The sequence below is a fragment of the Gordonia crocea genome (genome assembly GCF_009932435.1).
GTDB lineage: Bacteria > Actinomycetota > Actinomycetes > Mycobacteriales > Mycobacteriaceae > Gordonia > Gordonia crocea.
In genome coordinates, this window is record NZ_BJOU01000001.1 from 1397712 (window position 1) to 1412585 (window position 14874).

Below are 14874 nucleotides of genomic sequence, written 5' to 3' on the forward strand. Positions count from 1 at the left end.
AAGGCATCGACATGACTCAGTTGTTGGGCGCACCGCAGGAGACGGACCCGACGAAACCGGCTGCGAGGCCGGGTCGGATTCGTCGCATGCTGACGCTGCTCGCGATTGCCGGGGGCGTGGCCTTGGCTGCGGCGCTGCTCGTCCCGCCGGGTGCGGCGCGAGCGACATGCTCTCCCAACGGCGCCGTGGTCGTCGTACCGGGCACGAACGATGTGGACGCCGCGGCGATGGGGCAGGTGATCGCGCGGGCGGAGCACGACGGCAAAGACGTCATCATCGTCAACTACCCGACGACGCTATGGCCTGCGGGTTCCGTCGGCTACAACCGCGATGTCGAGATCGGCAAGCAGGCGACAGTGGACGCTGTGAAGGACTACCGCGGCGGTGGGGGCGATTGCAGCGAGGCCCCAGTGGAGATCGTCGGTTACTCCCAGGGGGCCCGGGTGGCCGGTGACGTGCTGTCCGATATCGGCAACGGTCGTGTCGAAGGCGTCAGCAGCGACGGAGTCACCGGCACCCTGTACTCCGATCCTCGGCAGGAGCGGTTGGCAGGATTCGACGGGCGTGGGATCGAACTGAGCTTTCTCGGAGTCGTGCCCGGGCTGACCATGAACGGTTCCCGGGACGGCGGATTTGGCGATGTCGAGGTCAGATCAATCTGCAGCCAAGGCGACGGCATCTGTTATCTCGCCGATCCGGTCAAGGATCCGCTGGGGGCGATCGATTCGTTGCTCGGATACTTCCTCAAACACGGCGACTACCCAATTCTCGGCTGGATGACCGATGACCCGGAATCCTGGGGTCAAGTGGGAACTGAGACTCAGGGGGCGGTCTGCGGCGAAGCGGCCAACAACGGTGGCACGGTATGTGTCGTCTCACGCGAATCCTCGGTATCCCTACTTGTTCGGCGGGCCGCGGTCGCCTTGGGGATGTCCGAGGCCGATGCGGCGAATATTCCAGACTACTACCGCAAGGTGCAAAGTGTTCTGAATGCCAACTCGGTTCTTCCCGATATCGGGATCTCGAGTGTGCAGCCCATCATCAACCTCGTATACAGCGCGCTGCCGCAATTGCCCTACATCACCTACAACGCCGGCGGGTACCTGCCGGATGCGTTCACCTTTGTCGATCTGGTCGGGGGAATCGTGCCGGCGATCTCCGGCGATACGACGCAGTTTGTGAACGGTGCGACCAGCCTTGCGCGCAGCCTCGCCAGCATCTTGCTGGTGCCGATCAACGGAACGATCTACTGGGGCAACAGGGTGAGTCAGCTCGTGGGTGGAGCGGACATCTTCCAGGGTTCGTGGGTGACCACGGTGCAGAATTTGGGTCACATCCCGGGCGATTCGGCATCGTCGAACCCGTTCACGGTCTTCCCTGCGCCAATCACGACCCAGAACGTCACGGGCAATGGCACGACAACCGGACAGGAGGCGGTATTCAAGTCCGCGATCGCCACTGTCGACGCGTCGAAGGTGAATCAGCTGGCGGAGTCCAACAGCGTGGCGACTGGGCAGAAGTCGACTACGTTCTCCGGGTTCGCTGCGAAGCGACGAGGCACTTCGTCGGCGGGAGCGCCGTTCACGTCGCCGAGTGGGGCCGCTACCAACGCCGGTGACGGCGTGCGGCCCCATCGGTGGCCCGCGCAGCAGTTCGGAACGCAGGGTAATACAGCCCAGCAGAATCAACCGGCCCAGCAGAATCAACCGGCCCAGCAGAATCAACCTGCCGAGCAGGGGCAGACGACGCCGCAGAGCCCGCCGGCCCAGCAGTACCAGCCGCCGACTCCTCGATACCAGCAGCGATACCAGCAGCCGTCCTCGCCGCAATCCCGGCCGTGGGAGCCGCCCACCGGCGGCGAGGGTGCCTCGCCGCAGTCGGGTAACACCGACTCCAGTCCGCGGTACGGCAACGGCGGGGGCAACCGCGGCGGGTCCGGCGGACCGTCGTGGTCGCCGTCCGGCAACTCGGGCGGCTTCGGGTTCGGCGCCCAGAATCAGGGTTCGACGCCGAGCACCCAGAACTAGTGCACGTGCAGCGGCGCGCGGGGGACCTCGCGTCGTAGCCGGATGAGTTCGCGGGCGTGGGCGTCGAGGGCGATGTCCTCGTCGTCGACGGGGTGCCACGGCCGGACGTCGGTGGCATCGCCGGCGGCGTCAATGGCCGCGACGATGGCGATCGCGTGGCCGGTCTCGCGGAAGACACCGGTGCGCGGGTCGGCGGCGCTCATCTCCACGCCGATGTGCATGGTTTGGCGACCGGTGTGCAACAGGCGAGACCGGGTGCGGACCATGTCGCCGATGTGGACCGGGGCGTAGAACCGCACGCCGCCGACATAGGCGGATACGCAGTCGCCCGCGGCCCACTGAGCGGCGCACAGGTAGGCCGCCTCGTCCATCCACTCCATGATGCGGCCGCCGTGGGCGTTGCCGCCCCAGTTGACGTCGGTGGGGGCGGCGAGGAACTTCATGGTCGCGCGCGGGGCGGTACCGGCGGCACTGTAGGTGGCCGAGGCGAGTTCCCGTTCGATCCGCTTGCGCAGGCCGATCCGGGCGATGGCGGCCTCGGCGTCGGCGATCTGGCCCATCGTCGTCGGGCGCCACTGCGGCACCGGGCGGGGGCGGCGCTGCTCGTCGAGGGCGACGAAGACGACCAGGCAGTCGCTGACTTCGCGGAACTCGCCGGTGCACGGGTCGGCCGAGGAGACGGTGCACATCAAATGCATGCTCGACGATCCGGTGTAGACGACGCGTGCGGCCACCTCCACCAGGTCGCCGGCCGAGACGTGCCGGGAGAACCGGACGTTGCCGACGTAGGCGGTGACGCAGTAGCCGCCCGACCACGCCGCAGCACAGGCGTAGGCGGCCTTGTCGATCCAGTTGAGCAGGCGCCCGCCGCGCACGGCTCCGCCCAGCGACGCGGTGTCGGTCGGGGCCGCGAGAAAGCGCAGCGTTATTTGTCCGTGGCCGTCAGTCATGTCGATCCTCCTCAGGGTGCAGGGCCTCCCCGGGTGGGAGTTCCAGCAATGATGCAGGGGGCCGTTGTCTCTCATCGATGCAGGTCGGGGCGGTGCGAAGTCCGTCATCTGGGCGAAATGTGGGTGTCATCGCGCCGAATCGTCGGGTCGCGACGATTCGGGGAGAAGCGGTGGGAAACGTGCCGCGACGCGGCCGGAGACGGAGGGGAGCCAGTGATGGGCGCAACAGTGCCGCCGGGTAGACTATCCAAACAGTACGGCCGTTATGTTTGTTCACCCGCGCGGTACAGACCGCGGGCGTACTAGGTTTGACTTAATGCAGGTCGGCGTCGCGAAACCCGCGCCCCGAACCTGACGCCAGACATCGCAGACACAACCTGCGCCCGATGCCGAGGAGGGCACCAGCCACATGGGCAAGATCAAGGTCGAGGGAACGGTCGTCGAGCTCGACGGCGACGAGATGACTCGAATCATCTGGCAGTTCATCAAAGAGCGGCTCATCCACCCCTATCTCGACGTCAACCTCGATTACTACGACCTGGGCATCGAGCACCGCGACGCGACGGACGACCAGGTCACCGTCGACGCCGCCCACGCCATCCAGAAGCACGGCGTCGGCGTGAAGTGTGCGACGATCACCCCCGACGAGGCCCGCGTTGAGGAGTTCGGCCTGAAGAAGATGTGGCGCTCGCCCAACGGGACGATCCGCAACATCCTCGGCGGCACCATCTTCCGTGCGCCCATCCTCATCTCGAACGTGCCCCGCCTGGTGCCGGGCTGGACCAAGCCGGTCGTCGTCGGCCGTCACGCCTTCGGCGACCAGTACCGCGCCACCGACTTCAAGGTGCCCGGCGCCGGCACCGTCACCATCACCTACACGCCCGACGACGGCTCCGAGCCGATCGAGCACGAGATCGTCAAGATCCCCGAAGAGGGCGGGGTCGTGATGGGTATGTACAACTTCAACAAGTCCATCGAGGACTTCGCGCGCGCCTCGTTCAACTACGGCCTGCAGCGCAACTACCCGGTGTACCTGTCGACCAAGAACACCATCCTCAAGGCATACGACGGTGCGTTCAAGGACATCTTCCAGCAGGTTTTCGACTCCGAGTTCAAGAGCGAATTCGATGCCGCCGGTCTGCACTACGAGCACCGCCTGATCGACGACATGGTGGCCTCCAGCCTGAAGTGGGAGGGCGGCTATGTCTGGGCGTGTAAGAACTACGACGGTGACGTGCAGTCCGACACCGTCGCGCAGGGCTACGGCTCGCTGGGCCTGATGACCTCCGTCCTGCTCACCCCGGACGGCAAGACCTGTGAGGCCGAGGCCGCCCACGGCACCGTGACCCGCCACTACCGGCAGCACCAGCAGGGCAAGCCGACGTCGACCAACCCGATCGCGTCGATCTTCGCCTGGACCCGTGGCCTCGACCATCGCGGCAAGCTCGACAACACCCCCGAGGTGCGCGAGTTCGCCAACACCCTCGAGGACGTCATCATCAAGTCCGTCGAGTCGGGCAAGATGACCAAGGACCTGGCCCTGCTCGTCGGCGGCGACCAGGCTTACCAGACCACCGAGGAGTTCCTCGCGACCCTCGACGAGAATCTGGCGAAGGCGCTCAAGGCCTGACCGCTGCCACCGGCTACCGTGGCCGGGTGAGCATTTCGGTAACGACGGTCAACGTCAACGGTATTCGCGCGGCGGCCAAGTCGCGTTCCGAGGAGAACCTCGGGATCCTTCCGTGGCTGGCCGAGCTTGATTCGGATGTCGTTGCGTTGCAAGAGATCCGGGCTTCGCTCGAGCAGGCCGAGGAAGCATTGGCGCCGGCCCTCGACGAGGGCTGGCACCTGAGCATGGCTGAGTCGACGGTGAAGGGCCACGCGGGCGTGGGGCTCTTGACCCGCGTAGCGCCCGCGGCGGTGCGCGTCGGGTTCGGCAGCGATGAGTTCGACGCACTGGGCCGCTACATCGAGGTGGACCTGCCCGATCTGGCCGGTGGGCTGACCGCCGGCAGTCTGTATCTGCCCAAGGGGGCGGTGGATCCGGACCAGACCTCCACCGCGACCGAGACCGACGCCCGTAAGTTCGCCGAGAAGAAACGCTTCCTCGACGAGTTCGGCACCTATCTGCGGGGCCTGCTGGCATCGGACCGCCACGCGGTCGTCGGCGGCGACTGGAACATTGCGCCCGCCGAGAACGACATCAAAGCGTTCAAGACCAACCGCCGCAGCCCCGGCTTCCTCCCGCACGAGCGCGAGTGGGTGGCCGGGTTGCTCGATGACGGCTGGGTCGACGTCACGCGCTCCCTCGTCGGTGATGTGCCCGGCCCCTACAGCTGGTGGTCGTGGCGGGGGAAATCCTTCGACAACGACGCCGGCTGGCGGATCGACTACCACCTGGTGACCCCGGGGTTGGCGGGTCGGGCGTCGACGTCCCATGTGCACCGGCCGGCCGCCTACAACCTGCGCTGGTCGGACCACAGCGCTGTTACCACCGTCTTCGAGTAGAGCAGCGGCCATCCCGGCTGGAGCTCAAGGGGTGTCAGAGGGTGGTGTAGCCGAGGCGGGTGCAGAGTCGGTTTTCGATGGGCGACAAGGGTGGGTCGGCGTCGCTGTCGCTGGTCGCGGCCTCGCTTGTGGGTTCTGGCTCGCTGCGGGTTCGGATGCGCGCGATGGTGTCGCGGGCCAGGTCGTCGGCGTGGTGGGTTTGGTTGATGCGGCTGGTGCCGGCTTGGCCGTTGTGGCAGCGCAGTCTCCAGGCGACGCGCCCGGTGTGGGGTCCGTGGCGTTGGTAGATCGTCTCCCATTGCAACGGCTTGTCTCCAACGGCTCGATTGTTCCTACCGGTGGTGGGGGTCAGTTTGTCGATATCGGTGGCTCCGCCTTTGGCCCAGTCGGGCAGATGATGCATTTCATTGAAAATGAACGGCACATCGGAGTCGGGATTGCTGTCGCCGCGGTCGCGGGCGAACAGGGCGCAGCGCTGGGCGAAGGTGGCGGCGCGCTTGGCCCGCCCGTGATAGAGGATTTCGCGGGTGTGGTCTTGAAACACGACCAGCTGCGGGTCGAAGTGCGCGGCTACCTCGATGAGTTCGCTGATCGGGATCAGGGTGCCGGTGGTGGTGATCGCGTGACCACAACCGGCCTTGAGATCGGCCACGCTCGCGGTGATGATCATTTGGCCGGGGATCTTTCTGGCCGGGCCCAGGCCGCCGTGACCGGTCACATAGTCGCACAGTGCTTCGAAGGCGTCGTGGTTGCGCTGTTCGGTATCGCGGTGATCACGCTGACGAGCCTCAGCGAGTTTCGGATCATCAGGATCATGGTCGCCGATCGACCCGTGCAGCCGCTCGGCGGGCTCATCGGCGGGATTGTTCATACCCGGTGCGGCCCAGTTCGCCAGGACCAACTCGAACTTGGCGCGCAGTGCGGGGGTGAGGTTGGCGGTCAGTTTCGACATCAACTGTTGATCCTGCGGCCCCAGGTGCAGCGAACGCTGGCGGCGCCGGTCTTTTTCATCCGACAAGGCCCCATCCGGATCCAGATAGGCCAACAATGCGATCCCGGCCTTGCGCAGCTCCTGCGGGGTCAACTCCCCGGCCATCGCAGCCAGATTGATCTCGGCCTGTTCGATCACGTCGGCGGCCAGGCGCCAGGGCAGGCGGCGCATAACATCACGGATCTCATCGACATGAGCCCCGCTGATCGCCCCATCAGCAATGGCGGTAGCGGTGGCCGGGAACCGCGGATCTAGAGTCTGCCCGGTCGGAGAGGTCAGCCGGGCGATCTTCTCCGCCCGCCGATAGCGCTTCTTGGCCTCGGGCCGTCCCAGCCGCAGGCCTTTGGCCAGCCAGGTCATCGGGTGGGTGAAGCCGTCGCGGGCGTAGGCGCAGCGGTCGTTGATTTCGGTGAACAATTGGGCGTCGATGGCTTCGGTGCGGCAGCGGGTGCGTTCGAGGGTGCGTGCCGCGGCCAACAGGTCGTCCTCGGTTTCGGCGGCCCAGACCGCGGTGGTCAGTCGGTGTTGGGCGGCCTCGATCAACGCCAGCAACTCCACCGGCGAATCCGGCAACACCGGGGTCGTATCGGTCATCGGATCCACCTCCTCTGAACTGCGTAAACACTCCAATTATCGAACTGGTGTTCAGTATACCCGCGATCTCTGACAGGCGCAGAAATTGTGCTCGGCAACCCCGCCGCGCGCCCCGTTCTGATGTTCGTCTCCTCGTCTGAAAGACTGGAGGCCATGACTGACGAGCGCACACAAGTACCCGCCCGACGTGCGCGGGTGCTGTCAGGAATCCAGCCGACCAGCGACTCCTTCCACCTCGGCAACTACCTGGGCGCGGTGAAGCAGTGGGTGGCGCTGCAGGATGATTTCGACGACGCCTTCTACTTCATCCCCGACATGCACGCGATCACCGTTCCCACTGATCCGGCAGCCCTGCGGGATCGGACTCGGCGCAGCGTTGCCCAGTTGTTGGCACTCGGCGTCGACCCGGCCAAGTCGACGATCTATGTGCAGTCGCACGTTCCCGAGATCGCCCAGCTGACGTGGGTGCTGTCCTGCATCACGGGCTTCGGCGAGGCCAGCCGCATGACGCAGTTCAAGGACAAGGCGGCCAGGCAGGGGACCGAGGGGGCCGCCGTCGGCCTCTTCACCTATCCCATCCTGATGGCGGCCGACATCCTTGCCTTCCAGGTCGATTCGGTACCGGTCGGCGAGGACCAGCGCCAGCACCTCGAACTGACCCGGGACCTGGCCAACCGGTTCAACACCCGCTTCGGCGAGACCTTCACCGTGCCCGACGCGTACATCGTCAAAGAGTTCGCGAAGATCTACGACCTGCAGAACCCGACGGCGAAGATGAGCAAGTCCGCCGACTCCGACGCCGGGCTCATCAACCTGCTCGACGAGCCGAAGCGCTCGGCGAAGAAGATCCGGTCGGCCGTCACCGACAGCGATTCCGTCGTCGCTTTCGACCGGGAGAACAAGCCCGGCGTCTCAAACCTGCTGACCATCCAGTCGGCGCTGACCGGCCGGTCGATCGACGAGCTGGTCGCCTCGTACGAGGGAAAGCAGTACGGCCACCTCAAGGTCGAGACCGCCGAGGTGCTCAGCGACTTCGTCACCCCGCTGCGCGGCAAGGTCGACGAACTGCTCGCCGACACGGACCATCTCGATGCCATCCTCGCGGCCGGTGCGCACAAGGCCCGGGCCATCGCCGCGACGACCCTGAGCGACGTCTACGACAAGGTCGGGTTCCTCGCGCCCGCGTCGTCGTAGCGTCTGCGACGATTGGCCCATGGCTTCGCTACCCCCACCGATCGCCGTCGTCGTCGACACGGTCGTGGCCGTCGTGCGCGGCATCGTCGACCGGGTGTCCGCGCTCATCACGGCCATCACCGAGGGGTTTGCCGCGCTGCGCGAGCGATATCCCCGTTTGGACCGCGTCGTCGCGACACAGGAGCGCCACGACGAGCACTATGGCGGTGCCTTCGCCGCGGCGATGAGTTTCCGCACGGTGATGGCGCTGGTCCCCGTGTTGATGGTGGCGTTTGCCGTCGCCGGTTTCATCCTGTCACGCCAGCCCGAGTTGCTCGACGACATCCGTCGCACGATCGTCGACGCCGCGCCGGGCGGTTTGGGCGAGACCCTCGCCAAAGCGATGGATTCGGCGATCCGTTCGCGGTCGACGGTCGGTACGCTCGGCCTGCTCTTCGCCGCCTGGACTGGGATCAATTGGATGTCGGGTGCGCGGCAGGCGATGACCGCGATTTGGGGCGGCAACGTCGACCGCAACCCCGTGTTGTCGAAGGTCTTCGATCTCGGCCAGTTCGCCCTGCTCGGACTCTGGTTCGCGGTGGCGTTGGTATTGAGCCTGGCCGGGTCGTCGAGACTGGCCGATCGAGTCCTGGTGTGGCTCAACCTGGATTGGTCGCCGGTGGCCGTCAGTCTGTTCCAACTGCTGGCGCCACTCGTCTCGATCCTCATCACCTGGCCGCTGCTGACCGTGGTGCTGGCCAAGGTCCCCCTGGTCAACCTCCCGCTGCGCAACGCGTGGAAGGCCGGTCTGCTGGCGGCCGTCGCTTTCGAGGTGCTCAAGGTGGTGGCCGGGATGATCATCGGCGCCACCAGCCGCGGGCCGGCCGGGGCGGCGTTCGGATCGATCATCACCGTGATGATGTTCATCAACATCGTCGCCCGGATCATGTTTTATGCGACGGCGTGGTGTGCCACCGATCCGATCAACGAGCAGTACCTCCTCGACGGCGATGAATCCGAAGAGGAGGACGCCACCGTCGACGAAGACGAGCGGGTGTAGGGCCCAGTCGACGAGATTGAGGGCCCAGTCGGCGGGGATGAGGGCCCAGTCGGCGGTCAGCGCTGCTTGGACAGGGTGCGGATCCCCGCGTAGCCCAGACCACCGACGACGATCGCCGCGATCAGGCCGAGGACCAGGCTGTTGTCGAAGATCCCCGGGTGGGAGTCCGCCACCGCCGGCGCGGGACCCGCAACGGGGGTGCGGCGCGGCGTCGATGAGGCCGGCGTCGACGAGGGGGCCGCGTCGTTCTGGTCGTCGGACTGCTTGGCGTTGAGGCTGCCGATGGATGCGCCGGAGGGCGCCCGGCCGCCCCAGGCGAAGAGGTCCTTGGCCTGGGTCCAGTACGACGACGTCTCGGTCGAGAGCCCGTACAGCTGGACGATCAGCACGTCGCGAGAACCGGCGCGCGCGGCGCCCACGTAGGTCTTCAATGCATCGTCGGTGTATCCGGTCTTGCCGCCGAGCATCCCGGGGTAGCCCTCGACCAGCAGATTGTTGCTGGTGAACATGTCATAGGCCGGATGGTCCTTGTCGCCGGGGATCTCCGGGCGCGCCGGGTAGCCGGGGAAGCGGTACTGGCGCTTGCCGATGATCTCGCGGAAGGTGGCGTTGCGCATCGCCGCTCGGAAAATCAGCGCGAGATCGTAGGCGGACACCGACATCCCCGGCGCGTCCAGCCCCGACGGTGAGGCGGCGCGGGTGTCGAGCGCCCCCAGTTCCCTCGCCCGGTCGTTCATCTTGCTCAGTGCCGCGTCGACCCCGCCGATTTGACGGGCCACCACCATGGCGCAATCGTTGCCCGACACCATCAGCAGACCGGTGAGCATGTCCCGGTTGGTGTAGCGCCCGCGCGGACCGGTACCGCAGGAGTCGCCTTCGGTCTCGTACTCGGCCTTCTGCACGGTGACCGACTCATTCAGGTCCAACTCGTCCAGCGCGACGAGGGCGAGCAGCACCTTGATCGTCGACGCGGGGCGGTAGCGGCCGTGGGGATCCTTCGCCGCCAGGATATCGCCGGTGCCCATGTCGGCGACGAGCCACGACGCGGAGGTCAGTTTGGCCGGCGGGTGGCCCATGCCATCGGCGACGATCACCCCGCACGACGACAGACGCGGACCGCCGATCGGCGGTATCTGCACGGGCAACGGTCGGGGAGTGGTCGCACCCGGTCGGGGGACCTCCGACGCGTCGACGGCGGGCGGCGTCGACGACTTGTGCGGGCAGTGATCGGTCGGCGGGGTCGCCGGATGGACGCCGGCGACATGGCCGGGGCCGTTCGGGTCGGCCCAGGCCGCCGGACCGGTGAACAGGGCCGACGGGCTCGCCGCAACCACTCCCGCGCAGACTACGACGAGGGTGCGCGACACTGCCGTCGACAACCGATGGCGGGCCCCCGAGACAATCACGGCCTCACCCTAACAAGCGGGCGCGGTGATCGGCCGGGGGCCGCGCCGGTGGGCGACTACCGGCCCATCGAACCCCCATGCGACATGCCCTGGGGCATCCGGGGTTTGGTCATCGTGGGTTGGGACATTGCCGGTGATGACATTGCCGCCGGTGACGACATCGCCGGTGACGACATTGCCGGTGACGACATTGCCGGCTGGGTCATGGACGGCTGGGTCATGGACGGGTTGGACATCGGCGGCGGGGTGTCATCGGTGTCGTCACAGGCACCGAGCAGGGCGATGCCGACGGCGCCGAGCGCGGCGGCGACGATCATGCGGATGGGCGGTTTCGGGTGGGTGTTCATCGGTGACCTCCGGTTTCGTCGGGCGCGGGATTGCACCCGACGGGTATTCGCCGCCGGCACCACGGTGGATTGGTGGCAGTTTGGCACCGCAACCCATCCGCGTCCGGTTCGGCGACGAAGTACGTTGGTGAGGATGAGTGGTGGAGTGCGGTCGGCCTCCGCGGGAGAGGTCACAGCGGCGCAGCGGGCGGCGCTGCTCAGCGCCGTCGGTCAGGGCGACCGCGCGGCGTTCGCCTCCCTCTTCGACGACCTCGGGCCCCAGACCTATCGGGTCGCGGTGCGCGTCGTGGTCAGTGTCGCCCGGGCCGAGGAAGTGGTGCAGGAGGCCTGGTTGCAGGTGTGGCGCGACGCCGATCAGTTCGATCCCTCGCGGGGCAGCGCCGCGGCCTGGATCATGACGCTGACCCGTCGTCGTGCCGTCGACGCCGTGCGCCACGACCAGGCGGCCATCAATCGTGACGTCGGCTACCACGCGCGTCGGGTTCCCGACTACGACCGGGTGAGCGAGGAAGTCGTCGACGCCGACGAGTCGCATCAGGTGCGGCGGTGCCTCGAGGGCCTCACCGCGCTCCAGCGGGAAGCCATCGACCTCGCGTACTACGGAGGCCTGACGTACCGAGAAGTGGCCGATTCCCTGGAGGCGAACCCGGCGACGGTGAAGACGCGCATCCGCGACGGGCTGCGGGCGCTGCGGACCTGTTTGGGAGGTGGGTGAGGACATGACGGACGAGAAGGATCACGAGTTCGACGGTGTGCCAGAACTCGCGGCGCTCAGTGCGCTGCCCGCCGACGAGCGGGCCGCGTTCGACGCGCACCTGCGCACCTGCGCCCTGTGTCGAGCCGAGCTCGACGATCTCCAGTCGACCGCGGCGGTGTTGGCGCCGGCGGATGCGCCCCTTCCACCCGGACTGCGGGATCGGGTGCTCGCGGCGGTGGACGACCTCGCCCACACCCAGGAAGCAGCGCGAGTGGTCCGGTTGCGGCGGCGGAGCATGGCCTGGTTGGCTGCGGCATGTGCACTCGTCGCCATGGTCGGCTCGTTGGTCGTTTGGCGCAGCGGGCAGCCCGGTGAATCGCCCCGGACCCCGCAGATCGCGCAATCGGCGGTGGTGAGCTCGGTGATGGCCGCCCCGGATATGACCAAGGCCACCGCCTCGATGAGCAGCGGTGACGTGGCGGCGATGTACGCGCCGTCGCAGCGGGCGACGGTGGTCGCCACCGCGGGACTGCCGCCGATTGCGCCGGACATGATGTACCAGGTGTGGATCACCGTCGGCGACCGGGTCAAGAGCGCCGGGATGGTGCCGGGTGGCCGGGCAGACAAGTCAATGGTGGTGATGACCGACATGGACCGGCCCACCGCGGTGGGGCTGTCCGTCGAACCGGCCGCGGGCTCGGTGCAACCCACGTCGCCGATGGTGGTTCGCTTCCCGGTGCACTGAACCACCGCCCCGGCGACGCCAGGCCCGGGCGACCGATCCTGTTCGTGGCCAATCCTTCCGCGGCGCGGCACCGAATCACCCTCGGATGCGGGGCACGACCGGTGCCCGGCGCAGACGCGGCGGAGGTAGTCGGCGATGCTCACCTTGGTGCTCTTGGGATTGGTCAGCGGGCTCATCACCGGGGTGTCCCCCTGTGTCCTGCCGATGATCCCGATCGTGTTCGTCGCGGGCGGTACCGGCGACACCGGGCGGGCGGAAGGGCGTGCGGTATGGCTGCGTCCGGCGATGATCATCGTCGGAATCGTGGTGAGCTTCGGTTCGATTGCACTCCTGGGCACCTTGCTGCTGTCACTGTTGGGCCTGCCGACGGACCTGCTCCGGTGGGCCGGGATCGTCTTGCTGGCGCTGGTCGGCCTGAGCCTCGTGTTTCCGCAGGTGGCGCACATCGTTGAGAAGCCGTTCGCCCGGATCCCGGCCTGGACGCCGGGGGACAAACGCGGCGTCCTCGGTCCCCTGCTGATGGGCATTGGGCTCGGCACGCTATATGTCCCGTGCGCCGGCCCGGTCCTGGCAGCCATCTCGGTGGCCGGCGCGACCGCCGAGATCGGTTGGCGCACGGTGGTGCTCACCGCATCCTTTGCTCTCGGCGCGGCAGTCTCTTTGGCCTTCTTCGCCATGGCGGGAACGTCGATGGCCAAGCGGCTCGCGGCGTACCGGCAGCGGCAGCGGGCGTTCCGCGTCGGGGGAGGGGTGGTCCTGCTCGTCATGGCGGTGGCTATCGCGGTCAACGCACCGGCCGCCCTCCAACGGGCGATTCCCGGCTACACCGCGAGCGCGGAGCGGGCCATCGCCCGTCAGCAGTCGGTCCTCGACGCAGTGGCGCCCGGCGGTCCGGCGCCCGCCGGGTGGGCCTCCTGTGCCGATCACCAGGCGCGGCTGGGCACCTGCGGGCCCGCACCGGAATTGGCGTCGGCCGGTCCTTGGCTCAACACCGGTGACAGGCCCCGGTCGATCAGCGGGCTGCGGGGCAGCGTGGTCCTGATCGACTTCTGGACGTACTCGTGTATCAACTGCCAGCGCGACGCCCCATACGTGAAGCGATGGGATGCCGCCTACCGTGATGCCGGTTTGGCCGTCATCGGGGTGCACACCCCGGAGTTCGCCTTCGAGCACGACCCGGCGAATGTGGCTGCGGCGGTCAAGGCCGAGGGAATCGGCTATCCCGTGGTGCAGGACAACGACTTCGCCATCTGGAATGCCTACCGCAACCGGTACTGGCCGGCGAAGTATCTCATCGATGCGACCGGTACCGTGCGCGCAATGTCGTTCGGCGAGGGTCAGTACGCGGCGATGGAGTCCGCCATCCGGGACCTGCTGCGGGAATCCGCGCCCGCCGTCGCCTTGCCGGCGCCGGTGACCGCCGGCGCGGACCCGGAGCGGTCAACGTCGGTGACCCCGGAGGTCTACCTGGGCGCCGCTCGCGGGCGAACCTCGTACCGGGGCGACGGGGATCTGGTGGCAGGGCGGCAGCAGCGGTTTCGCCTCGGCGCCGTCCAGCCGGTGGACACCTTCGGCCTCGACGGGGTGTTCGACGTCCGTGACGAGGCAGTCACCGCCGCCGACCGGGCGCGGGTACGGGTGCAGACCCGCGGTGCCAAGGTCTTCACAGTGCTGTCGGGCCACGGGTCGGTCACGGTGCACACCGGAGCCGGCGCGGATCGGGTGATCGCCGTGGACGGGGTGCCGCGGCTCTACCCGATCGTCGACGGGAAGCCCGCGCCGCGGACGGTGGAACTGTCCCTGTCCCCGGGGATTTCGGTCTACACGTTCACTTTCGGCTGACGCGGCCGGGCTCGGCGCATGCGACCCGTCCGCCCGGGGACAGGGAGGTTTGGGTGTCGAGGATCTCGTCGTTCACCGCGACGACGCAACGGGCGAAAGTGCCCGTCGTCGTGAAGGCCGCGGTGATCTGGTGCGCGGGGGCCCGGACGACGAGCGTCAGCGTGGCGGTCCACAACCCGGCGTCGGCGAGCGGCTGCATGAGCACGGTCTGCGCTTGGCTGCGCGGCCGGCCCGCGGCGTCGAACCACGTCGACGGCCCGTTGTCGCGGCGGTCGGAGACGAAGGTGACGGCGATCCGGTCCCCGGTGGTGGCCGACGGGGTCACCGGTGCCGCCGAGGCGGCGCCGGGGGTTGTGATCAGCGCGAGGGGTAACAGCGAGAGGGCGAGCAGGACGGGTGGGAAGCGGCGCGCGAGGTGTGCGCGGTGTGCGAAGTGTGCGGTCATATCCCTTAGACGCACGGGGGAGGCAAACGGATCCCGGACCCGGATACGGACGAACCCCGTCGAGAAGGAGAATCGACGGGGTTCGTTGT

General features: G+C 67.6%; 12 protein-coding genes. 8 read left to right on the forward strand and 4 right to left on the reverse strand.

The features are described 5' to 3' along the window. The first annotated feature begins 86 nt into the window (after positions 1 to 86). Positions 87 to 2027, forward strand: a complete 1941-nt coding sequence (locus nbrcactino_RS06630) for a PE-PPE domain-containing protein (RefSeq protein WP_161926640.1) — start codon at positions 87 to 89, stop codon at positions 2025 to 2027. Here nbrcactino_RS06630 and nbrcactino_RS06635 read toward each other — a convergent pair. Continuing rightward, on the reverse strand, positions 2024 to 2977 hold the full coding sequence (locus nbrcactino_RS06635; RefSeq protein WP_161926641.1) for an acyl-CoA thioesterase: 954 nt from the start codon (positions 2975 to 2977) through the stop codon (positions 2024 to 2026). The two genes, nbrcactino_RS06630 and nbrcactino_RS06635, sit on opposite strands and share 4 nt — an antisense overlap. A 409-nt stretch (positions 2978 to 3386) precedes the next feature. Between nbrcactino_RS06635 and nbrcactino_RS06640 the strand changes: the two genes are divergently transcribed. Continuing rightward, positions 3387 to 4607 carry an NADP-dependent isocitrate dehydrogenase gene (locus nbrcactino_RS06640; protein ID WP_161926642.1) on the forward strand — a complete coding sequence of 407 codons (1221 nt, stop codon included), beginning with the start codon at positions 3387 to 3389 and terminating at the stop codon, positions 4605 to 4607. Positions 4608 to 4633: 26 nt separating this feature from the next. Then, positions 4634 to 5485, forward strand: coding sequence for an exodeoxyribonuclease III (locus nbrcactino_RS06645; protein ID WP_161926643.1), 852 nt, complete (start codon positions 4634 to 4636; stop codon positions 5483 to 5485). A 34-nt stretch (positions 5486 to 5519) separates the two neighbouring features. Here nbrcactino_RS06645 and nbrcactino_RS06650 read toward each other — a convergent pair whose 3' ends face one another. Beyond that, positions 5520 to 7070 carry a DUF222 domain-containing protein gene (locus nbrcactino_RS06650; RefSeq protein WP_161926644.1) on the reverse strand — a complete coding sequence of 517 codons (1551 nt, stop codon included), beginning with the start codon at positions 7068 to 7070 and terminating at the stop codon, positions 5520 to 5522. 153 nt (positions 7071 to 7223) lie between these two features. On the opposite strand from nbrcactino_RS06650, the gene trpS reads away from it, so the two are divergent. Together trpS and nbrcactino_RS06660 are read left to right on the forward strand one after the other, a co-directional pair. Further along, positions 7224 to 8264 carry a tryptophan--tRNA ligase gene (gene trpS / locus nbrcactino_RS06655; RefSeq protein WP_186343314.1) on the forward strand — a complete coding sequence of 347 codons (1041 nt, stop codon included), beginning with the start codon at positions 7224 to 7226 and terminating at the stop codon, positions 8262 to 8264. Between the two features lie 19 nt (positions 8265 to 8283). Then, entirely contained in the window at positions 8284 to 9303 is a 1020-nt protein-coding gene (locus tag nbrcactino_RS06660) for a YhjD/YihY/BrkB family envelope integrity protein (protein WP_161926645.1), read from the forward strand. A 56-nt stretch (positions 9304 to 9359) separates the two neighbouring features. Here nbrcactino_RS06660 and nbrcactino_RS06665 read toward each other — a convergent pair whose 3' ends face one another. Beyond that, positions 9360 to 10709, reverse strand: a complete 1350-nt coding sequence (locus nbrcactino_RS06665; protein WP_228460713.1) for a D-alanyl-D-alanine carboxypeptidase family protein — start codon at positions 10707 to 10709, stop codon at positions 9360 to 9362. A 114-nt stretch (positions 10710 to 10823) separates the two neighbouring features. Between nbrcactino_RS06665 and nbrcactino_RS18130 the strand changes: the two genes are divergently transcribed. The 3 genes from nbrcactino_RS18130 (at position 10824) to nbrcactino_RS06680 (ending at position 14340) form a co-directional block, all read left to right on the forward strand. Further along, positions 10824 to 11771 carry a sigma-70 family RNA polymerase sigma factor gene (locus nbrcactino_RS18130; RefSeq protein ID WP_228460714.1) on the forward strand — a complete coding sequence of 316 codons (948 nt, stop codon included), beginning with the start codon at positions 10824 to 10826 and terminating at the stop codon, positions 11769 to 11771. A 4-nt stretch (positions 11772 to 11775) separates the two neighbouring features. Continuing rightward, complete coding sequence (locus nbrcactino_RS06675) at positions 11776 to 12498, forward strand: anti-sigma factor (protein ID WP_161926646.1); 723 nt, start codon at positions 11776 to 11778, stop codon at positions 12496 to 12498. Between the two features lie 135 nt (positions 12499 to 12633). Next, a complete protein-coding gene (locus tag nbrcactino_RS06680; RefSeq protein WP_161926647.1) occupies positions 12634 to 14340 on the forward strand; it encodes a cytochrome c biogenesis protein DipZ in 1707 nt (568 codons plus the stop codon). Here nbrcactino_RS06680 and nbrcactino_RS06685 read toward each other — a convergent pair. Continuing rightward, the gene (locus nbrcactino_RS06685; RefSeq protein WP_161926648.1) at positions 14327 to 14785 is read right to left on the reverse strand and encodes a hypothetical protein; all 459 of its coding nucleotides are present in this window, start codon (positions 14783 to 14785) and stop codon (positions 14327 to 14329) included. The two genes, nbrcactino_RS06680 and nbrcactino_RS06685, sit on opposite strands and share 14 nt — an antisense overlap. Positions 14786 to 14874 lie beyond the last annotated feature (89 nt).